The 20,730-nt window shown below is 48.1% G+C and carries 20 protein-coding genes; 18 read left to right on the plus strand and 2 right to left on the minus strand.

Annotated elements, in window-relative coordinates; all coding sequences use genetic code 11:
- Positions 1-15 precede the first annotated feature (15 nt).
- The 18 genes from DXC57_RS00775 to DXC57_RS00860 all read left to right on the plus strand — a co-directional run bounded on the left by DXC57_RS00775 (position 16) and on the right by DXC57_RS00860 (position 19,388).
- On the plus strand, positions 16-1,677 hold the full coding sequence (locus DXC57_RS00775) for a peptide ABC transporter substrate-binding protein (RefSeq protein WP_118650709.1): 1,662 nt from the start codon (positions 16-18) through the stop codon (positions 1,675-1,677).
- 192 nt (positions 1,678-1,869) lie between these two features.
- Positions 1,870-2,790, plus strand: a complete 921-nt coding sequence (locus DXC57_RS00780) for an ABC transporter permease (protein WP_117795360.1) — start codon at positions 1,870-1,872, stop codon at positions 2,788-2,790.
- An 8-nt stretch (positions 2,791-2,798) separates the two neighbouring features.
- A complete protein-coding gene (locus tag DXC57_RS00785) occupies positions 2,799-3,809 on the plus strand; it encodes an ABC transporter permease (RefSeq protein ID WP_227589504.1) in 1,011 nt (336 codons plus the stop codon).
- A 13-nt stretch (positions 3,810-3,822) separates the two neighbouring features.
- Positions 3,823-4,914, plus strand: a complete 1,092-nt coding sequence (locus tag DXC57_RS00790; protein WP_118650711.1) for an ABC transporter ATP-binding protein — start codon at positions 3,823-3,825, stop codon at positions 4,912-4,914.
- Positions 4,898-5,872 carry an oligopeptide/dipeptide ABC transporter ATP-binding protein gene (locus tag DXC57_RS00795; RefSeq protein WP_118650713.1) on the plus strand — a complete coding sequence of 325 codons (975 nt, stop codon included), beginning with the start codon at positions 4,898-4,900 and terminating at the stop codon, positions 5,870-5,872. Before DXC57_RS00790 ends, DXC57_RS00795 begins: the two co-directional genes overlap by 17 nt.
- Positions 5,873-6,204: 332 nt before the next feature.
- Complete coding sequence (locus DXC57_RS00800) at positions 6,205-7,386, plus strand: MalY/PatB family protein (RefSeq protein ID WP_118650715.1); 1,182 nt, start codon at positions 6,205-6,207, stop codon at positions 7,384-7,386.
- 45 nt (positions 7,387-7,431) lie between these two features.
- Positions 7,432-7,995: a cupin domain-containing protein gene (locus DXC57_RS00805; protein WP_117795366.1), complete on the plus strand. Its 564-nt coding sequence runs from the start codon at positions 7,432-7,434 to the stop codon at positions 7,993-7,995.
- Positions 7,996-8,184: 189 nt separating this feature from the next.
- Positions 8,185-9,588 (plus strand): HlyD family efflux transporter periplasmic adaptor subunit, encoded by a 1,404-nt coding sequence (locus DXC57_RS00810; protein ID WP_118650717.1) that lies wholly within the window; start codon positions 8,185-8,187, stop codon positions 9,586-9,588.
- 41 nt (positions 9,589-9,629) lie between these two features.
- Positions 9,630-10,328, plus strand: coding sequence for a YggS family pyridoxal phosphate-dependent enzyme (locus DXC57_RS00815; protein WP_118650719.1), 699 nt, complete (start codon positions 9,630-9,632; stop codon positions 10,326-10,328).
- 4 nt (positions 10,329-10,332) lie between these two features.
- Complete coding sequence (locus DXC57_RS00820) at positions 10,333-10,842, plus strand: cell division protein SepF (protein ID WP_022358650.1); 510 nt, start codon at positions 10,333-10,335, stop codon at positions 10,840-10,842.
- Positions 10,843-10,991: 149 nt separating this feature from the next.
- Positions 10,992-11,750: a YlmH/Sll1252 family protein gene (locus DXC57_RS00825; protein WP_243101255.1), complete on the plus strand. Its 759-nt coding sequence runs from the start codon at positions 10,992-10,994 to the stop codon at positions 11,748-11,750.
- A gap of 21 nt (positions 11,751-11,771) precedes the next feature.
- Entirely contained in the window at positions 11,772-12,881 is a 1,110-nt protein-coding gene (aroB, locus tag DXC57_RS00830) for a 3-dehydroquinate synthase (RefSeq protein ID WP_117795370.1), read from the plus strand.
- Positions 12,882-12,903: 22 nt separating this feature from the next.
- Positions 12,904-13,428 (plus strand): signal peptidase II, encoded by a 525-nt coding sequence (gene lspA / locus DXC57_RS00835; RefSeq protein WP_106999863.1) that lies wholly within the window; start codon positions 12,904-12,906, stop codon positions 13,426-13,428.
- Entirely contained in the window at positions 13,425-14,348 is a 924-nt protein-coding gene (locus DXC57_RS00840; protein ID WP_118650721.1) for an RluA family pseudouridine synthase, read from the plus strand. The genes lspA and DXC57_RS00840 overlap by 4 nt, the downstream gene beginning before the upstream one ends.
- Before the next feature lie 161 nt (positions 14,349-14,509).
- The gene (locus DXC57_RS00845; RefSeq protein WP_118650723.1) at positions 14,510-15,157 is read left to right on the plus strand and encodes a cytidylate kinase-like family protein; all 648 of its coding nucleotides are present in this window, start codon (positions 14,510-14,512) and stop codon (positions 15,155-15,157) included.
- Between the two features lie 144 nt (positions 15,158-15,301).
- Positions 15,302-17,158 (plus strand): NlpC/P60 family protein, encoded by a 1,857-nt coding sequence (locus tag DXC57_RS00850; RefSeq protein WP_118650725.1) that lies wholly within the window; start codon positions 15,302-15,304, stop codon positions 17,156-17,158.
- Positions 17,159-17,491: 333 nt separating this feature from the next.
- Positions 17,492-18,331, plus strand: coding sequence for a tRNA 2-thiocytidine biosynthesis TtcA family protein (locus DXC57_RS00855; protein WP_022358643.1), 840 nt, complete (start codon positions 17,492-17,494; stop codon positions 18,329-18,331).
- A gap of 1 nt (position 18,332) precedes the next feature.
- The gene (locus DXC57_RS00860) at positions 18,333-19,388 is read left to right on the plus strand and encodes a tyrosine-type recombinase/integrase (protein WP_022358642.1); all 1,056 of its coding nucleotides are present in this window, start codon (positions 18,333-18,335) and stop codon (positions 19,386-19,388) included.
- Between the two features lie 255 nt (positions 19,389-19,643).
- Here DXC57_RS00860 and DXC57_RS00865 read toward each other — a convergent pair whose 3' ends face one another.
- A complete protein-coding gene (locus DXC57_RS00865; protein ID WP_118293712.1) occupies positions 19,644-20,006 on the minus strand; it encodes a helix-turn-helix transcriptional regulator in 363 nt (120 codons plus the stop codon).
- 277 nt (positions 20,007-20,283) lie between these two features.
- The gene (locus DXC57_RS00870; protein WP_333491337.1) at positions 20,284-20,574 is read right to left on the minus strand and encodes a DUF4491 family protein; all 291 of its coding nucleotides are present in this window, start codon (positions 20,572-20,574) and stop codon (positions 20,284-20,286) included.
- Between the last annotated feature and the right edge of the window lie 156 nt (positions 20,575-20,730).

Here is a 20,730-nt window from a genome sequence, read left to right on the forward strand (position 1 = left end):
ACAAGGAGGAATATTATGAGAAAAAACAAACTACTTGCACTGGGATTAGCTGCACTGATGGCAGCGAGTGTAGCGGGCTGTTCCACTCCGAGCGCTTCGGTGGATGACACGAAGGCAGCCGAATCGGGAAGTGACAGCTCCCAGAGCGCAGCAGCGGGCGAAAAGATTTTCCGTTATTCCAACACGGCGGATATCGCGACGATTGACCCTGATAAGACAAACTCCGTAGCAGACGCGACCGTCTCCTATCATATCTATGATGGTCTGTACCGTAACGTACAGGGCGAGCTTCAGCCGGCAACCGCTGAGAGTTATGAAGTCAGCGATGATGGTCTCATATATACTTTCAAACTCCGTCAGGATACAAAGTGGAGTGATGGACAGACTGTTACGGCTAAGGATTATGAGTACGGTATGAAGCGTCTCTGCGATCCGGCAGCAGCCTGCCCTGCCAGCTATCTGGGGGCTGTTTTAAAGAACGGCGCCAAGGTCAGTGGTGGTGAACTCTCAGTCGATGAGCTGGGCGTTAAGGCACTGGATGACTTCACACTGGAGATAACCCTTGAGAATCCGGCTGATTATTTTGTCAGCATGACGAGCATGAGTGCATTCATGCCGGTGCGTGAAGATCTGGTTGAGAAATATGGCAATGAGTTCGGCGGAAGTGCCGATAAACAGGTTTACAATGGACCGTTCGTTGTAAGTGAATACAGTAACGGCAAAGTGGAACTGGCAAAGAACCCGGATTATTATGACAATGAAAAGATCAGCCTGGACGGCGTTGAGATTCTGACCGTAGCCGATCAGACTACCGCTGTTTCGATGTTCGATGCAGGCGAGCTGGATCTGGCAGAGGTTCCGACCGAGCTGGCAGCGCAGTATGAAGGCAAGACACAGTCCTACTACAGCGGCGCAGATGATTATGCGGCACTGAACCACCGGAATAAATATCTGGCAAACAAGAACCTGCGTCTGGCGATGAACTACGCAGTCAACCGTGAAGAATACATTCTTCTGACCCACAATGGTTTATATCAGGCTAACCAGAGATATGTGCTTCCGCAGGTTCGCGGTGTGGACGGCGAGTACGGCACCGAGTATCCGTTAGAGGCATTCCCGCTTCAGGGTGATATGGATAAGGCAAAAGAGTATCTGGATACGGCATTATCTGAATTAGGTCTTTCCAGTGCTTCTGATATTTCCCTGAAACTGGTTGTATCCGATTCTGACACAGCGAAGAAAGAGGCAGAGGTTGTTGCAAACCAGTGGAAGAACAACCTGGGTATCAACGTAGATATCAACATGGTTCCGTATGCAACGAGGAACGCACTTCTGGTTCCGGACAGTGATGAGTATGATATTATCATGAGCGGCTGGGCACCGGATTACTCTGACCCGTACAGCTACCTGGAGCTCTGGTACAGCACCTCCGGCTACAACTACTTAAATTACCACAGTGATGAATACGATAAGTATATCGACGCTTCCAAGACAACTTCCGGTAAAGAGCGTATGGACAATCTGTTCAATGCAGAGAAGACACTCCTGGAAGATGGCGCACTGGTACCGCTTCAGTTAAGAGAAGTTCCGTATATGGTATCTGACCGTGTACAGAATCTGGGCGCATACTTTGTTGGACTGAACTATGACTATATGTATGTGGACATCACAAAATAATCCATCATCCATCCAAAACGTATTGAAAAACGTTAGAAGATGATTGAAGTACCTGCGCTTCAGAATCCGGCAGCTACCGGATTTATGAAGCGCAGTACATATCCGGTGGCTGCTTGGCGGATGAATGAGCCGTAACCGGCGGCCGGAACAACCGGATTTGGGATGTTCCCGTAGTTAAAGGAGCGTGAACCTATGAAAAAATATATACTGAAGCGGGTGGGAATATCCATTGTGACGGTGTTTGTTCTCGTATCCGTTGTATTTTTCCTGGCAAGGCTGATGCCGGGCGGACCGTTCAATGATCCGAAAATGTCAGCAACCGCAAAGGCCAATTTAAGTGCCTACTACGGATTCGATAAACCTTTACTCCAGCAGTATCTGACATATCTGAATAATCTGATTCATGGAAATTTCGGTTTTTCTACCAAATATCCGAGCCGTACCGTCAATGACCTGTTAGCAGGCGCATTTCCGTATTCGGCAGACCTTGGTATCCGCGCATTATGTTTTGCGATTTCCTTTGGTCTTGTATTTGGTATTATTTCTGCATTAAACCGTGGCAATAAAATTGATTTAATTTTTGTAATTGTAGCTGTATTTGGTACAAGTGTCCCGGACTTTATCATGGGCGCGCTGCTGCAGCACTTCTTTGCAGTCAAATGGGGGCTGTTCCCGATCGCGCAGTACAAGGGCTTCGCCTACACGATCCTGCCGTCGATCGGATTAGGATTCTACACGATGGCATCCGTCTCGCGTATCATGCGTGCGAGTATGCTGGAGGTAGTCCAGCAGGATTACATCAAGACGGCGCGCTCGAAGGGCATTTCCAAGTTCCGTGTGACCTGGAAGCATCAGATCCGGAACGCGATCATGCCGGTTGTCACGATCCTCGGCCCGACGGTAGCAGCCGTTCTGACCGGTACATTCGTTATTGAGTCCCTGTTTGCGATTCCTGGCATGGGTAAATATTATGTTGAGAGTGTGCAGAACAACGATTACTCCCTGATCCTTGGCATGACGGCGTTTTACGGCACATTCCTTGTATTCTGCAACATGGTAGTTGATATTTTGTATGGTGTGATCGACCCGAGAGTGCGGATCGGTGGAAAGTAGGTGGCAGTATGGGTGAGATGAAAATGAAAGATGGAAATGTGCTGCCTTCTGAGAATTCCGGCGCAGCAGCGGGTACATCCGAAAACCTGACAGATGGACGCACGATTACCCGCGACAAGTTTGAGATGGTAGGTAAAAATATTGAAAAAATGGAATCGATCTCCCGACCAAGCCTGACCTTCTGGCAGGAGGCGTGGAGACGAATCCGGACGAACAAGGCGGCATATTTCAGTCTGATTCTGTTGATTGCATATGGACTGTTAGCGATCTTTGCACCGATGTTCAGCCACTACGGATTTGACCAGCAGGATGCCTACTCGATGAGCAAAGGGATTTCAGCAGCTCATTGGCTGGGAACCGACTCTCTGGGGCGTGACCTCTGGGTACGTGTCTGGATGGGCGCACGTGTTTCTTTGACAATCGGTCTTCTGGCAGCCCTTTTAAATACTGTAATTGGTACGGTGCTGGGCGGTTTCTGCGGCTATTATGGCGGCAAGTTTGATATGATCGTCATGCGTATCATCGATGTTATTTATGGTATCCCATCCCTGATCGTCTGTATTTTGGTTATGGTAGTATTAGGCTCCGGCGTTAAGAGCTTAATCATTGCAATGGTTATTGTTGGATGGACGGGAACCTGCCGTTTTACCAGAGGCGAAGTATACCGCTTGAAAGAGCAGGATTTCGTACTGGCAGCCCGCGTCATGGGCGAGTCGGCGTTCACCATCATCGTGCGTGAGATCATCCCGAATATCATGGGGCTTCTGATCACAAACCTGACAATGGCAATTCCGAGCGCCATCTTCCAGGAGGCGTTCTTGAGTTATATCGGTCTCGGCATTTCCCCGCCGCAGGCAAGCTGGGGCGTTCTGGCAAAAGAGGGAACCCGTATGATGACGGCAGCGCCGCATATGCTGTACGTGCCGGCATTCTTTATCTGTACAACTGTACTGGCGCTCAACCAGCTCGGAAATGGTCTGCGGGATGCATTTGACCCGAGATTGAGAGGAACGGAATAGGAGGTAGGAGACAATGGCTAAAAATATACTGGAAATCAAGAATCTGACCTTCTCGTTCCATACATACGGCGGCGTGGTAAAATCCGTCCGGGATGTCAGTTTTAATGTACGCGAAGGCGAGATTCTTGGAATTGTAGGCGAGAGCGGATGCGGCAAGAGCGTTACCTCCCAGTGCATTTTAAAGCTCAACCCGGAGCCGCCGGGATTTTTTGAGGGCGGTTCGATCAAATATAGAGGCGAGGAGATCATCACCAAGACAGACCGCGAGATGCGGAAAATTCGCGGTGTGGAGATTGGATTTATCTTTCAGGATCCGATGACCTCGTTAAACCCGACCATGACGGTTGGAAAACAGATCGAGGAGGTTTTTGTCGGACGGAAGGGGATGACCCGGGCAGAAGTCAGGGAACGGGCGCTGGAGATCCTGCGTCTGGTCGGCATTAATGAGCCGGAGCGCCGTTATAAACAGTATCCACATGAGCTGTCCGGCGGTATGAAGCAGCGTGTCATGATCGCGATCGCGCTGGTCGGCAAGCCGAGCATCATCATCGCGGATGAGCCGACGACCTCGCTGGACGTAACGATCGAGGCACAGATCCTGGATCTTCTGAAGGAACTGCGCGATAAGATGAACACCTCGATTATCCTGATTACCCATGATCTCGGAGTTATCGCCAAGATGTGCGACCGCGTGCTTGTTATGTATGGCGGCAAGGTGGCTGAAAAAGGAACGGTTGATGAGATCTTCTATGAGACGGCACATCCGTACACGGCAGGTCTCATCAAATCAATCGCTACGCTGGATACCTCCAAGAATCAGAGGCTGGTGCCCATCGACGGAACACCGCCGGATTTGTTCGCACCGCCGAAGGGATGCCCGTTTGCAGCGCGCTGTGAGTTTGCGATGAAGGTCTGTTATGAAGAACAGCCGGAATTTCACAGGCTTTCAGACGAACATATCTGTGCATGCTGGCTGCAGCATGAGTATGCGCCGAAGGTGGATATCATGAAGGGACTGACTGAGGCGCAGAAACAGGAAGAAGAGGAAAATGTTGCGGCTCTGCCGGAAGAGAAACGGAGGGGACACCATGGCAAAACGAATTGATAGGAGCACACCCCTGTTCCAGGTCACGGATCTCTGCCAGTATTTCAACGTCGGCAGGGGAAAAGTGCTGAAAGCAGTTGATCACGTGCATTTTACGATTTATAAAGGGGAAACGTTGGGACTGGTAGGTGAGAGCGGATGCGGCAAGTCCACGACGGGACGGTGCCTGGTAAAGCTGTATGAGCCGGCAGCAGGCACGATCACCTATAAAGGAAAAGATATTTTTAAATACACCCGTGAAGAGGAAAAAGCATTCCGCAAGAATGTGCAGATGATCTTCCAGAATCCGCATTCTTCCCTGAACCCGCGTATGACGGTCAAGGATATCATCGGTTCCGGCATGAAACTGCATGGACTGGCGACGGACAAGGATGTGGATCAGAAGGTAGAGGCGATCCTGAAGCGCGTCGGTCTGAACCGCGACCATATGTCCCGTTTCCCGCATGAGTTCTCCGGCGGTCAGAAACAGAGAATTGGTATTGCCAGGGCATTAGCGGTCGAACCGGAGTTTGTGATCTGCGACGAGCCAATCTCCGCACTGGATGTTTCAATCCAGGCGCAGGTTTTAAATATGTTAAAGGAACTGCAGGAAGAAATGGGACTGACCTATCTCTTCATCGCACATGACTTGAGCGTCGTCAAATACATTTCCGACCGTGTTATCGTTATGTATCTGGGAACGATGGTTGAATTTGCCGATTCCGAAGAGCTGTATGCACATCCGCTGCATCCGTACACGCAGGTGCTTCTGTCCTCGATTCCGGTTGCGGATCCGAGGCTGGTGCGTGAGAAGAAGCGTATCATGGTTAAGGGCGAGATTCCAAGCCCGATCAACCCGAAGGACTGCTGCCGTTTTGCCGAGAGATGTCCGTATGCGACGGAGGAGTGCAGGGCGAAGCTGCCGGAACTCCGGGAAGTGACGCCGGGGCATTTTGTGGCTTGTCATATGGTAAAGTAAATTAAATAGATTCGTGAAGGCGTCGAAGCTGACGGGGACAGGACAGCCTGGCTTCTCAGACTTATCATTGTTCGCTTGCTTTCGCTACAGATGCTCGCCTGATGCGGACTTACATCTGCCTCATTCGGACATCTGTGCTCAAAATGCGTACAATTTGATAAGCTGAAAGCCAGACCGCCCTGTCCTCGTCAGCTTCTTAGTTTTTTGGCTAATTGAGGGAGTAATTGTAGACATTGATCGCCGACTGGTGTAAAATATTAGTTAGAATTTTTTTAAAATTATGGCTGAATTTGGAAAATTTTAACGATATATAACAGAAAGGTGGATTTTCTATGCAGTACGATTTTGATACACCGATCGATCGGACCCATACTTGGTCGATCAAGCATGATTTTAAGAAAGAAAATGGGAAAGCGGATGATATTCTGCCGCTCTGGGTGGCGGATATGGATTTTCGATCGCCGGACAGCGTGGTTGAAGCGCTGAAAAAGGCAGTAGATCACGGGATTTTCGGTTACAGCCGGGCAGATGAGTCGTACTTTGATGCGGTGGCAGCGTGGTATCAGAAACGCCATCATCTGACTCTGCAGCCGGAGTGGATGACCTGCACGCCAGGTATCGTGTTTGCACTCTCGATCGCAGTGCGGGCTTTTACCCAGGAGGGCGATGCGGTGTTGATCCAGCCGCCGGTCTACCATCCATTCAGCCGGGCGATCCTCCGCAATAAGCGGACGCTGGTGGAGAATCCGCTGGTTTTAAAAGATGGACATTATGAGATGGATCTGGAAGAGTTGGAGCAGAAGGTGCTGGATGAGCATGTCAAACTGATGATTTTATGCAATCCGCACAATCCGGTTGGCCGTGTCTGGACGAGGGAAGAGCTGACCGCACTGGCTGACATCTGCCTGCGCCACCATGTATACGTGATCAGCGACGAGATCCATGGCGATTTTGTATGGCAGGGGCATGAGCAGACTCCGTATGCGTCGATTTCAGAGGAAGCATGCCTTCATTCGATGATGTGTACAGCGCCGAGCAAGACCTTCAATCTGGCTGGCATGGCGACATCAAACCTCTTTATCCCGGATCCGGAGATGCGGCGTAAATTCCGGTCGGAGCTGCTGGATGTTGGTCAGGAAAATATGAACCGTCTGGGATTGTTCGCCTGCCGTGCAGCGTATGAAGGCGGCGGGGAATGGCTGGATCAGCTTATCGGCTATCTGGCTGGCAATCTGGCACTGGTGCGCGATTTCTGTAAAAACCGTGTGCCGCAGATTCAGCTGGTAGAACCGGAGGGAACGTATCTGGCGTGGCTGGATTGCCGTGAACTGGGGATGACGGATGATGAATTGATGGCATTCTTCTCGGATGAAGCGAAGGTATGGCTGGATCCGGGCACGCATTCGGGTGAACAGGGATCTGGATTTATGCGCTTTAATCTGGGCAGTTCGCGCAGTGTGATTGCACAGGCGCTCGATCAGATCGAGGCGGCATGGAAAAAACGGAACGCATAATGAATAATAGCAGAACCGTAAAAATAAAACGTTCGGAGGGATTGCATGGAATTTGAAGAAGTGGAGAATATTGGACAGCGGATCAAGGAGATTCGCAAGAGTAAATCTATCACGATCCAGAAGCTGTCCCAGTTTACCGATCTGTCAGTGGGATATCTGAGCAATCTGGAGCGGAACCAGGCAAGCCCGACGCTGAACAATTTGCAGCGCATCTGCGTGGCGCTTGGTATTTCGATCCGGGATCTGCTCAGTCCTTCCGGCGAGGAGAGAACCCTGATTCGCCAGGAGGAGCAGCAATTATATGAATATGATGAGTACAAGCTTCAAATCCGCCGTCTGGATTTTGGAAAGAAACGCGGTATTTATGAGTTTTCAACCTATGATCCAGAGACAAAAGATACACCGCCGTCCTGGGGGCTGCATCCATACGCGGAGGTCGGAGTCATTCTGGAAGGCAAGATGGAGGTCAATCTGGATGGAACGGTTTATCTCTTAGGACCGGGCGATTCGATCTATATCAAGCCGAATCTCTATCACACGATGCGGAATGCGGGCGATACTCCCTGCCGCTCCTTCTGGCATCTGCAGATTATGGATGATTCTGTATAATTGACGGGATGAATTGATCTTGAAATTTGGACAATTCACTCGTATAATAAAGGCTGTACGTTGGGCTATACAGAATATTGCAAAAGTCCATGGCCGGAGACAAATTTGCGTGGATTTTTGTCTGGTAACTGTGAAACAGCAGAAACAGCTGCCAGAGAAGTACATCGGGAAAAGGGAGGATAGAGCTGCATGGCCAAAAACAAGAAAATTGTACGCTACAGAAAGCCATTGAATATCAATGTAGGCATGATCATTTTTGCCATGATTTTCGTCTATCTTTCTTTCAGTGTCTATACATATCTCAGGCGGGATCACGTCCAGTTTTATGAGGTCGTCGAGGGAAGTATTGTAAATAATAAAGAATACAACGGAATCCTGTTTCGGGATGAGACAGTGGAAAATGCACCGCAGACCGGGTACGTCAACTATTATGTGCGCGAGGGAAAGCGGGCAGGTGCTGGGGCGCGCGTCTATTCGCTAGATGAGACCGGCGAGCTGGGGAAATTTTTGGAAGAAAATCAGTCCTCTGGGGTGTCCCTGTCAGCAGAAAATCTGGCTGATTTGAAGAAACAACTCAGTTCGTTCTGTTTATCCTACAACGATCAGCACTTTGAAAGCGTTTACGACGCCAAATATTCTTTGCAGGCTTCGGTTGCAGAGTATATGAATTTCAATGCGCTGGGCGATATGGATGCACAGCTTCAGGCACAGGGTATCAATTACAAACAGATATCGGCGCCCCAGCCGGGTATTATTTCCTATATGACGGATTCTTTTGAGGGGGTCGCGCCGGAGGAGGTGACGGCGGATTCGTTTGACTGGAGTCAATATACGCGGCAGGTGGGACGAGCTGGGGAGCTGATCGAGGCGGGCACGCCGGTGTACAAGATCATCACATCGGAGAACTGGAGTATCGTGTTTCAGATGGATGACAAGGATAAAGAACAGTTTGCCGATCAAGATACACTGACGATCGAGCCGTTGGGAAGTGATATGAAATTCCGGGGAAATTATTCAATGTTTACCGGTTCCGATGGCAATCTGTATGGACGCCTGGATCTGGACCGTTACATGATCCAGTTTGAATCCGAGCGTTTTATGACCTTCGAGATCTCCAGCGAGGAAACGCAGGGACTTAAAATTCCGGTATCATCGGTGATGGAGAAGGAATTTTATACCATTCCAGTTGACTATATGACAACGGGCGGCAACGCTACTGAAGATGAGGCTGGCTTCAATAAAGAAGTTTACGGCGAAGGCGGAAAGGCGTCGATTGAATTTGTCACGCCGGAGATTTACAGCTCGACCGATGAGTATTATTATGTCGAGAAGAGCGACGATGGGCTGTTAAAGAGCGGCGATTATCTGGTGAAGCCGGATTCAAACGAGCGCTTCCAGGTAGGACCGACGGCAAAGCTGACAGGTGCTTACAATATTAATAAGGGATACGCGGTGTTCAAGCAGGTGAAAGAACTTGCAAATAGCGGTGAATATTACATTGTAGAAAAAGGAACCAAATATGGATTATCGGTTTATGACCATATCGTGTTGGATGCCAGCACCGTATCGGATGGCCAGATCGTATATCAGTAATGATATTTCCAAAATATAGAGATAAGGAAGGTGTATCACATATGGTTCAGGAACAGTTAGAAGAAGTACGTCAGAATATACGGAACGCCTGCGAGCGGAGCGGACGGAAGGTGGAGGATGTCACGCTGATCGCGGTCAGTAAGACAAAGCCGGTGCCGATGCTTCAAGAGGCATATGATGCCGGCGCCAGAGATTTCGGCGAAAACAAGGTGCAGGAGATTCTGGAGAAGGAACCGCAGCTGCCGTCTGATATCCGTTGGCATATGATTGGACATTTACAGAAAAATAAAGTCCGTCAGGCAATTGACAAGGCAGTTCTGATTCACTCCGTCGATACGGTGGGACTGGCAGAGCAGATCGAAAAAGAAGCGGTCAAACGTGATCTGGACGTTTCTATTCTTCTGGAGGTCAATGTCGCCGGAGAAGAGTCCAAATTTGGTTTTGCCCCGGAAGAAGTCGAGGAAGCGGCACGCGAAATTGCAAAGTACCCGCATGTCCACATACAGGGACTTATGACGATTGCACCATTTGTAGAGAATTCGGAAGAAAATCGTGGTGTTTTTAAAAAATTATATGAATTATATGTTGACATGAAACGGAAAAACATTGATAATGTTACTATGAATGTCCTTTCGATGGGAATGACCGGAGACTATCAGACAGCGATTGAAGAAGGTGCAACTATGGTAAGAGTCGGTACGGGCATTTTTGGAACCAGGGCAAAGATAGGAGAGAAATAGGGTTATGAGTATTCTGAACAAATTAATGGATACAATGCGTCTCACAGAGAATGATGACGATTACTTCGATGAGGAAGATTACGAAGAAGAAAAACCGGTGATTAAGAAGCGTTCTTTCGGCAAGAGGGACGAAGAGATGGATGATTACCGCCACGAGGAGGAATCTAAGCCGCGTTTTCTGCCACGTTCCTCTAACAACAAGGTAGTGCAGATGCGCCGCAGCATGGAAGTATCTCTGATCAAACCTACTTCCATGGAGGATACGAGAGAGATTTGCGATTACCTGCTGGCTGGAAAAGCTGTTGTTTTAAATATGGAAGGAATCCACATGGAGGTTGCACAGCGTATCATTGATTTTACCTGTGGCGCAACCTATTCGATGGATGGAAATCTCCAGAAGATTTCCAATTACATTTTTATTGCGACACCGTCATCGGTTGAGCTGTCCGGCGACTTTCCCGAACTCTTAGCAGACGGTTCCATGAATGTTTCCGGGATGAATCTCCACTTCTGATACTGATATACTCCCAGGTTCGCTATATATCTGAACCTGGGAGTATTTATTATACAATCGGAAATTTGTGTGATTTCTGATTGTATACAGGCTCTCTGGGCAGGAGCACACTTTATATAAGCACTTTCGAACAGGAGTAGAAACACGCGATGCTGCAGGAAAAAGAAGAACAGCTTTTAAAAAAGAGAATGATAGAACTGGCCGGACTCTGTTATCAGCGCGATATACAGACAAGTACCGGCTTTTTGTCGTTAAATGAACAGGCGATCTTTCACTCGATCGAGAAGATGCTGCCGCCGGTGCGGACTTGCCTGACGGGCGGCTTTGAGGGCGCAGAACGCAAACTTCTTTGTTTTCTGGCTTCGTATGACGATGAGGAGTTTGGACTTCCGATCGCCGTGTTGGAGGTCATTCCGGCAAACCTGCGCTACAGTGAGGCGCTGACGCACCGGGATTATCTCGGGGCGCTCATGAACCTGGGGATTGAGCGCAGCTGCATCGGGGATATTCTGATGAAGGAAAATGGCTGCTGCGTCTTCTGTCAGGAAAAGATGGCGGATTATCTCTGCCAGGAACTCACGATGGTGCGCCACACCTCCGTGATCTGCCGCAGGGCGGACGCGACGGAGCCGATCACACCGAAGATGGAGCGCGTGAGTGGAAGCGTTGCATCACCGCGTCTTGACAGTGTGATCGCGATGGTATTTTCATCCTCCCGCACGAAGATACTGCCGCTCATTGAGGGCGAAAAGGTGTTTATTGACGGGAAACAGGTGACTTCCCCGGCGGTGCAGCTTAAAGAGGGCGAGATTGTATCTGTGCGCGGCATGGGAAAATTCCGCTTTGCCGGGAGCGGGGGATTGTCGAAAAAGGGACGTCTGTATGTTTATGCGGATAAATATGTGTAAAAAAGAAAGGACTGAAAACAAATGACAGAAGTAAAGAATGAGAAAATGAATCGCGTAACCGTTCACCTGGACGAGAAGCCGATCTATGATATTGTAATGACCGAAGATTTTTCGGCACTTCCGGGTGAAATCGAAAAACTCTCCATTTCAAACCGCCGTCTCTGCATCGTGACGGATTCGAACGTAGAAAAATTATATCTGAATGAGGTAAAAGAACTTCTGGCGCCGTGCTGCAAGACGGTAATTTCGTTCGTATTTCCGGCGGGCGAGGAGCACAAAAACCTCGACACCGTCCGGGATTTATATGAGACCCTGATTTTGAACCATTTTGACCGCAACGATATGCTGGCAGCACTCGGCGGCGGAGTTGTGGGCGATCTCTGCGGATTCGCGGCGGCGACCTATCTGCGCGGCGTTGCCTTCATGCAGATTCCGACGACGCTTCTTTCCCAGGTGGACAGCAGCATTGGCGGCAAGACGGGCGTTGATTTTGACGCGTACAAAAATATGGTTGGCGCGTTTCATATGCCGAAGCTGGTATTTACCAATATTAATACGCTTCAGACGCTTCCGGACAACCAGTTTTCCGCCGGTATGGGCGAGGTTATCAAACATGGTCTGATCAAGGATGCGGCATATTATGAGTGGCTGCTTGAAAATGCGGCAGATATCTGGGCGAGAAAGCCGGAGGCACTTCGCAAGACAGTGACCTGGAGCAATGAGATCAAGCGTGCTGTGGTAGAGAAGGATCCGACCGAAAAAGGCGACCGTATGCTTTTAAACTTTGGTCATACGCTGGGACACGCGATCGAGAAGCTGAAAAACTTTGAACTTCTGCACGGTGAATGCGTGGCACTCGGCGCGCTGGCAGCGATGAAGCTGTCGGAAAACCGCGGCATGATCAAACCGGAGGAAACAAACCGCTTCAAAGAAGCACTGGGAGAATTCCATATCGGTACGCAGGTATCCGGGCTTGAGAAAGATGCGATTGTGGCAGCGTCCAAGAACGACAAGAAGATGGATTCCGGCATCATCAAATTTATTCTTATTCATTCCATCGGCGACGCCTACGTGGATCGCACGGTAACCGAGGACGAGATGAAACAGGCGCTCGATCAGGTGCTGGTATAATAGCAGGAAAGGAATCAGGTGCATGAACACGAAATTACGACAGTTCTTTATCTTTTTTATCGGGCTGGGAGTCAGCATCGGACTGGATCAGTTTACAAAACATCTGGCAGTTGTCCATCTGAAAGGGCAGAAGCCATTTGTGCTCATTAAGGGTGTGTTTGAATTTTATTATTCTGAAAACCGCGGCGCTGCTTTTGGAATGCTGCAGGGACGGCAGGGATTCTTCTTCCTGATTGCAGCGGCAGTCATTCTGGCAGTGTTGTGGGCGGTTTACCGGATGCCGGCAGGGAAACGGTATCTGCCGCTGATGTGCAGCTTGTTTCTGCTCGTATCAGGCGCAGTTGGCAATATGATCGACCGTCTGACGCAGAAATATGTGGTGGATTTCCTGTATTTTAAGCTGATTGATTTCCCGATTTTTAATGTGGCGGACTGCTATGTGGTGATCGCGACTTTCTCGCTGATCCTTCTGTTTTTCTTCTTCTATTCGGATGAGGAACTGGAATTTCTTTCTTTTAAAGGTGCGAAAAAGGAGTCGGGGCGATGATGCAGGAATATCTGGTTCCAGAAGAGGCGGCTGGAACCCGCATCGATAAATTTCTGGCGGACGCCTGCCCGGATTTGTCCCGTTCCTTTTTGCAGAAACTTCTGAAAGAGGGCAGCGTGACAGCAGACGGAAAAGCGGTTAAAAGCAGTTTCAAGGTAAATGGCGGGGAAACTATCGCCTTTGAAGTTCCAAAACCGCAGGAGGCGGCGATCGAGGCGGAAAATATCCCGTTGGACATTTTGTATGAAGATTCGGATATAATTTTAGTCAATAAGCCGAAGGGGATGGTTGTCCATCCGGCGGCAGGGCATTATACGGGGACTCTGGTCAATGCGCTGATGTACCATTGCAAGGATCAGCTCTCCGGCATCAACGGAGTCATGCGCCCTGGGATCGTCCACCGGATCGATATGAACACGACCGGTGTGCTGGTGGTGTGCAAGAATGATTTCGCCCACAATTCACTTGCAGAACAGCTCAAGGTGCATTCGATCACCCGCGTGTATTATGCCATCGTATTTGGCAATCTGCGCGAGGATGAGGGCACTGTCCATGCACCGATCGGGCGTCATCCGACGGATCGCAAGAAAATGAGCATCCACTCCAAACAGGGGCGCGATGCGATCACGCATTACCGCGTACTGGAACGCTTCGGGGCATATACATTTATCGAGTGCCGCCTGGAGACGGGACGCACACACCAGATCCGCGTCCATATGGCAAGCATCGGTCATCCGCTTCTGGGCGATGAGGTGTACGGTCCGGCGCGGCAGCCATTTTCACTGGAAGGGCAGACCCTGCATGCGGGAGTCTTAGGCTTTATCCATCCGCGGACTGGGGAATATGTGGAGTTTTCTGCGCCGCTGCCAGCGTATTTTGAAGAACTGCTGGAGAAGCTGCGGAAAAAAGCTGGAAAGTAAAAGTAACGTGAATAGTAAGATCGTTCTGATTCGTATACACATTCTTTTCAGATAGTTTATTCCTGTGTCGCTAAGAAATACCTTTTATTCCGAAAAAATGATGACTTTTCAGATAGCTTGTGTTATAATAAAGGCAGAACTTGAAAGGAGTTGAGGGAGACATGAAAAAAAATTTAGTAATTACAATCGGTCGCGAATGCGGCAGCTCCGGAAGAGCGATTGGACGAAAACTGGCGGAATCATTGGGAATCAAGTGCTATGATAAAGAGCTTCTTGCACTGGCAGCGAAGAACAGCGGTCTCTGTGAAGAGCTTTTTAAGACGCATGATGAGAAACCAACCAACAGCTTCTTATATTCACTGGTAATGGACACCTATTCGATGGGTTATAATACATCGGCTTATATGGATATGCCGATCAACCACAAGATTTTCCTGGCACAGTTTGACACGATCAAGAAACTGGCAGATGAAGAATCCTGTGTCATTGTAGGACGGTGTGCGGACTATGCGCTGGCAGATTATCCGAACGTAGTGTCTGTTTTCATCTGTGCAGATGAGGAAGTGAAGATTCAGGAATTGATGAAACGTCACAATATTACCCGCGATAAGGCAAAAGATGTGATGATCAAGACCGATAAGCAGCGTTCTGGTTATTATAACTATTATTCCAGCAAACGCTGGGGCAGCTCCAAGAGCTATAACCTCTGCATCAACAGCAGTGTCGTAGGCGTCGACGGTGCCGTAGAAATTATTAAGGAATTCGCCAAAAAGAAACAAGAATTTCTTAAGATAAACGAGAACGCATAAAAGTATAATTAAAACCGGTGTGTTTGAATTTCTGGTGAAGAATCAGAAAGGACGCACCGGTTTTTTGCGCCTGGATGCTTTGAAGATGAGATTGCGTTGGGGTATAAAAACAAAATAGTTACTTAAGATTTTGAATGTAGATACATGAAGAAAATGATGATGAAAGAAAAACATTCTTATATAATCCGAACGGCGCTCATGGCGGCATCGGGTATTTTATTGTGCGGGATTGCCGAAGCAGTGCGCCCGGAGGTGGATTTATCAGTCGGTGTGCCTGCTGATAAAGTTGTGATTGCAGATGGGATTTTAGACCAGGAGACACAAAATGATACAGACGAATCTTTCTGTGACCGTCTGATGAAGAAAATGGTACACCCGATTCACATGGCATCCCGGTTTTTAAATGGTCTGGGGGCAGACTCGGAAGAATATGTTCCGTCGGAAACGGAGTATAACCTGATGGCGCTCCGGACGGAAGAGAGCGCTGTTGATCTGTCTGATCCATTGGCGGCATTTGAGTCTCTTCCATGGTATAAACTTGCAAAACAATTCCGGAGTATGGGGACAGAAGATACCTGGGGCGCGAAGATGTACGAAGCGCTTGGAACGCGGGATGCACAGTGGATATCGGAGATCTACGGGTGGATCCAGACGACACCGCTTACGGCTTCCCAGAAAATGGGGCTGCCAGCTGCACAGGTACTCGGCAGCTATGATCCCTCCAATCCAGAGCATAACGCGCAGGACCCGGCGAGCTGGGTAGTTCCAACTTGGAAAAATATCCGTTTCCAGATATGCGACGGAGACGGAAAGCCGACGTCCCTCGCATCCAATGCGACCGATATTTTGTCCATGGCAAACGTATATACATACAGCCTGGACTGGAAAAATACAGACCTGTTCAATACCTATATCAATCAGCTCTGGACCAGTTCCCACCAGTACCACGTGAGCATTAGCAATGTGTATTACTGTGAGGGCTGTACAGAACTGCCGGACGAGCCGGCGACAGAGGAAACAGCAGATGACGATGTGGAGAGCGGCAGTGCAGCAGGAGAGGCATCCTCGGAGGCTTTAGATGCCCAGGGCGCAGGAGACGGTCAGACAGCGGCAGAAGAGCCGTTAACGGAGAGCGAGGCGGCATCCACAGCAAATAATTATGTCAAACCGGCACAGGGACCGGGGGCTTCCACACAGGAGCAGGCAGCCGAATCAAAAGCGGCTGCGTCCCCGTCAGAGGCGACGTTCAGTGCGGAGAGCGCTGCGGCAGTTACATTAAATGAAAACGGAAAATATTGCCCGGGACACGTTGATCTGACCATTACCGTTAAGACAACCGGTCTGAAAGAGAAGCATAATCTGTTTGCGCTCGATGGAACGGGAAATCAGACTGTCGGGAACTGGCAGGGTTGGACGGAAGAAAAACAGACAGCCGCCCAGACACTCGCTGCTCAGGATTGGCAGGAAATGTACGGTCTTGCCAGTTCAGAGTTTGCACTCGGGAATCCGCTGACACCGGCAGAAATTGCGTCTTACCTGGATTTACTTCCAGAGGATTTATCACCGGAGCGGCGTGCCGTTATCACATGCGCGCTCAATTCCGTTGGCAAGATTCCATATTATTATGGAGGAAAACCGAGTACAGCAGGACTTTCCGGCAATCATTTTGCCAGCGTGACAAGCCCGGATTACAAGGGACGGATTTTGTCAGGGCTTGACTGTTCTGGATGGGTCAACTGGGTATACTGGACCGCGCTTGGCAATAGAATGGGTGCCGCCAGCACCTACGAGATTGTGCGGACAGGACGGGCGATCAACAGCGCAGAGCTTCAGCCGGGCGACTTGCTTGTCCAGCTTGGCGGTAATTCGCACGTTGTAATGTTTTTAGGCTGGAACGCAGACGGAACCATACTGGGCGTACATGAATCCGGCAGTGCAAGCAATGTAACGGTCGGAAAGTTCCGTACGGTCTGGCCGTATTACCGGGCGTTTTTAGATTAAAAAGTGAATAAAGAATAAAATGAATATGAATTAGTCATAAGGGATTTTGAGCTGGATGGATGTTGCCTTTGTTTTTTGCTGGAGTGTTTGCTGGTAAATGGCAAAGGCGGCATCCATCCATTTTGTGTTTAGGTTAGTTTTTATGCTGAAATACGATATTGAATAATTCGTAAAATGATTTATTTACAAATAAAGGGAAACATGGTATGATAGGGAGATGGATAAAACTATTCGTGAAAGCCTACTTTATCGAATAGTTTGAAATGCAAATATGCGTATGCACTTAATCTGTTTGCTAAACTATTCATTCGTTATATTTGAAAGGATGTTCTCATGAAACTTCAACGTCTTCTAAGTTTAACCCGCCAGGCGGTTGATGACTATCGTCTGATTCAATCCGGCGATAAAATAGCTATCGGTATTTCTGGCGGTAAAGACAGCCTGACACTTTTATATGCTTTACAGGGGCTTCGCCGGTTTTACCCGGAACCATTTGAACTTTGTGCTATTACAGTTGATCTGGGCTTTCAGGCACTTTCTCCGGAGGTTTCGAACCGGTTGTCGCCGACGCTTTCATCGGATGCGGCTGCATTTGATTTAAAACCGGTTCAGGAGCTTTGTGATGAATTAAACGTGCCCTACACGGTCGTTCCGACGGAAATCGGCAAGATTCTCTTTGAAACCCGTCAGGAATCCAATCCATGTGCGCTCTGTGCCAAGATGCGAAAAGGCGCTTTAAATGAAGCGGCACTGAAACTTGGCTGTAATAAAATCGCCTATGCACATCACCGTGACGATCTGATCGAAACCATGCTTTTATCCTTAATTTATGAGGGGCGTTTCTATTCCTTCTCGCCGAAAACCCATTTGGACAAAACGGGATTGACGCTGATCCGCCCGCTGATGTATGTCCAGGAAGCCGATGTGATCGGATTTAAAAACAAATATCATCTTCCTGTCTGTAAAAATCCATGTCCCGTAGATGGAAAAACAAAACGCGAGTATGTGAAACAATTAACAAGGAAACTCAACCATGACTCACCGGGGGTAAAGGATCGCTTTTTCCATGCGATTATTGATGGAAACAATCCCGGATGGCCGGAACGGACCGATCGACACCTGAAAAATTTGATACATTCGGACCTTTCATCATCACCAAAGGAGGAATTGTGATATGGCTGCACTCTCCTACCACGAACAGGAAGACATCGAAAACACAAAACGAATCCGAGGCATTCTGAAAGAGCTGCCACCGTTCTGTACCGATTTCTTCCGCGGCATTGAACCTCGTACATCAGCGCGCACCCGGCTTGCGTATGCCTATGATTTAAAGACATTTTTTGATTTCCTGAAACAAGCAAATCCAGAGCTCAAATCAAAGAAGCTGCGCGATTTGCCGCTCTCTCTTCTGGATGAAATCAAATTGATGGATCTGGAAGAATATATGGAGTATCTGAAATGTTATTCGACCGAAAAACGTGAGGATCTGATGAATACAGAGCGGGGTATCATGCGGAAAGTCTCGACGGTTAAGAGCTTTTACAACTATTTTTACCGGACCGAGCGGATTCAGAATAACCCCGCTTCTCTTCTGCAGCTTCCCAAGATTCATGAAAAAGAAATTATACGCCTCGATGTTGACGAGGTGGCGCGTTTCCTGGATGAGGTTGAGGATGGAGAATGTCTGACTGAAAAACAGAAAGCCTACCATGCAAAGACCAAGCTGCGAGATCTGGCGATGATGACGCTTCTGCTTGGTACGGGGCTTCGTGTATCAGAATGTGTCGGACTGAATATCAACGATGTTGATTTCCGAAACGGTGGTCTTAGGATTCATCGAAAAGGCGGAAAGGAAGTCATCGTATATTTTGGTGCCGAGGTAGAATATGCGCTTCAGGACTATCTCAGCGAGCGTGAACATATTGTCCCAGAGGAAGGCAGCGAAGAAGCACTCTTCCTCTCCATGCAGCGTAAGCGCATTAACGTACGCAGCGTGGAAAAAATGGTCAAAAAATACGCACAGCTCGTCACACCGCTAAAAAAGATCACGCCCCATAAACTCCGCAGCACCTACGGCACGAATCTGTACCGTGAAACCGGCGATATTTACCTCGTCGCAGATGTTTTGGGACACAGTGATGTCAATACGACGAAGAAGCATTATGCGGCGCTGGAGGATGAACGGCGGCGAAGCGCAAGGAATAAGGTGCAGCTGAGAGAAAAAGAGTAAAGGGCAAAAAGTAAAAAAAAATTTTTAGGTAAAAAAGGCTAATTTCGTACTTTATTTCCGTGTAAAGTGAAAATAGTATTTTGCTAAAATAAAGTTCAAAATTCATATTTGCCAAGTAAAAACCGATGACCTCGACTGCTTATAGTCTATGCCATCGGTTTTCCTAGTTCAAGCACTCTCACTCTGCTTCATCTGTGTCTCAATAACTTCGTCTAAGTTGGCTGCTGTAGTTTGTTCACTCATAGCCTTCTGCCTCTAATAATAAACACTGCAAAGGTTTAAAATATCCTGCAACAGATCATACTCCATCTTTGCCTTATCATTCATTTGATAATTTATCAGAGCATTTTGCGAGTACATCGCATCTACGCTTTGCGTTTTCGTTGAAAATTCCATCAAAGTATCCGGGCCAATGCCCAAACTGGTAAAAATTTTATTCAAATGCTTATCGAATGAGCTTTTACTATCTATCTCGCCATTTAAAATTTTATCTAAAGTAGGTCGAGAAATTTCTGCCTTTTTGCAGAACGATACCTTAGAGAATCCATTGCCACTGATGTAGTCCTTTAATTTTATTCCTGTCAGTTTTCTCATTTCAAAAAGTTCATCAAAACGCACTCTCTATCTCTCCCAGTAACAAATTGTCAATAGTTTTTTAATCACTTTTCTTAAAAAGGAAAAAAATAGAACGTATAGTAAACGCTATGGTGCGTTGACAACGTATAGATTATTTCCATACGCTCTATCTCTCATTTCGTAAACGCTCCATAGCAAGTACCTTGCCAGCCCAAAGTGCTGCAACATGGTTTTGCAAGCAATAATCCGCAACGTTCGCTCCTCCAGTATTCACCTGTAATCTCCATACCGCCATCTTCTCATCTCCCCGCTTTCTTCTTTAGTGCTTATCCACCTTCCGCTTCGGGAACCATCCTTTTTCCACTCTTTTTTCCTGTTCTTTCAGTTCCTTAATGCTCCAAAAGCAACTGACGCCCAAAACACCCAGGGAAACCGACCAAAGTATTTCCTGCATTCTTACGGATAGAATCATACACAAAATGCCCACCAGCAAAAATACCGGCCAACAGCGGCTTCCAAAGTAATACTCCGCATATATAACAATAGGATGGAACAATCCAATCAGAAAAAAGGTAAGCACACCAATCAATATCCCACTAAAATTCATCATAACTCCTTGTCCTTTTCCTTATACAAACAGCACATTATCGCAGACCGGCGCAACTTATCTTCTGCGTGCAACAGTCGCCCTCAACAGCATATCCAATATGCGCAAAGAAGAAGTATTGCAATATAGAACTACAACCTTCCTCTTCCATATTTTTTA

The sequence above is a fragment of the Clostridium sp. TF06-15AC genome (assembly GCF_003481165.1).
In the GTDB taxonomy this organism is placed as follows: Bacteria; Bacillota; Clostridia; order Lachnospirales; family Lachnospiraceae; genus Otoolea; species Otoolea fessa.

Excerpts from the sequence above, each read along its gene's own strand:
- DXC57_RS00860 (WP_022358642.1), top strand. The coding sequence starts at position 18,333 with ATGGCTGCACTCTCCTACCACGAACAGGAAGACATCGAAAACACAAAA.
- DXC57_RS00855 (WP_022358643.1), top strand. The coding sequence starts at position 17,492 with ATGAAACTTCAACGTCTTCTAAGTTTAACCCGCCAGGCGGTTGATGAC.
- DXC57_RS00840 (WP_118650721.1), top strand. The coding sequence starts at position 13,425 with ATGATGCAGGAATATCTGGTTCCAGAAGAGGCGGCTGGAACCCGCATC.
- DXC57_RS00870 (WP_333491337.1), bottom strand. The coding sequence starts at position 20,574 with ATGATGAATTTTAGTGGGATATTGATTGGTGTGCTTACCTTTTTTCTG.
- lspA (WP_106999863.1), top strand. The coding sequence starts at position 12,904 with ATGAACACGAAATTACGACAGTTCTTTATCTTTTTTATCGGGCTGGGA.
- DXC57_RS00795 (WP_118650713.1), top strand. The coding sequence starts at position 4,898 with ATGGCAAAACGAATTGATAGGAGCACACCCCTGTTCCAGGTCACGGAT.
- DXC57_RS00825 (WP_243101255.1), top strand. The coding sequence starts at position 10,992 with ATGCTGCAGGAAAAAGAAGAACAGCTTTTAAAAAAGAGAATGATAGAA.
- DXC57_RS00850 (WP_118650725.1), top strand. The coding sequence starts at position 15,302 with ATGAAGAAAATGATGATGAAAGAAAAACATTCTTATATAATCCGAACG.
- DXC57_RS00845 (WP_118650723.1), top strand. The coding sequence starts at position 14,510 with ATGAAAAAAAATTTAGTAATTACAATCGGTCGCGAATGCGGCAGCTCC.
- DXC57_RS00820 (WP_022358650.1), top strand. The coding sequence starts at position 10,333 with ATGAGTATTCTGAACAAATTAATGGATACAATGCGTCTCACAGAGAAT.
- DXC57_RS00800 (WP_118650715.1), top strand. The coding sequence starts at position 6,205 with ATGCAGTACGATTTTGATACACCGATCGATCGGACCCATACTTGGTCG.
- aroB (WP_117795370.1), top strand. The coding sequence starts at position 11,772 with ATGACAGAAGTAAAGAATGAGAAAATGAATCGCGTAACCGTTCACCTG.
- DXC57_RS00805 (WP_117795366.1), top strand. The coding sequence starts at position 7,432 with ATGGAATTTGAAGAAGTGGAGAATATTGGACAGCGGATCAAGGAGATT.
- DXC57_RS00780 (WP_117795360.1), top strand. The coding sequence starts at position 1,870 with ATGAAAAAATATATACTGAAGCGGGTGGGAATATCCATTGTGACGGTG.
- DXC57_RS00785 (WP_227589504.1), top strand. The coding sequence starts at position 2,799 with ATGGGTGAGATGAAAATGAAAGATGGAAATGTGCTGCCTTCTGAGAAT.
- DXC57_RS00790 (WP_118650711.1), top strand. The coding sequence starts at position 3,823 with ATGGCTAAAAATATACTGGAAATCAAGAATCTGACCTTCTCGTTCCAT.
- DXC57_RS00815 (WP_118650719.1), top strand. The coding sequence starts at position 9,630 with ATGGTTCAGGAACAGTTAGAAGAAGTACGTCAGAATATACGGAACGCC.
- DXC57_RS00775 (WP_118650709.1), top strand. The coding sequence starts at position 16 with ATGAGAAAAAACAAACTACTTGCACTGGGATTAGCTGCACTGATGGCA.
- DXC57_RS00810 (WP_118650717.1), top strand. The coding sequence starts at position 8,185 with ATGGCCAAAAACAAGAAAATTGTACGCTACAGAAAGCCATTGAATATC.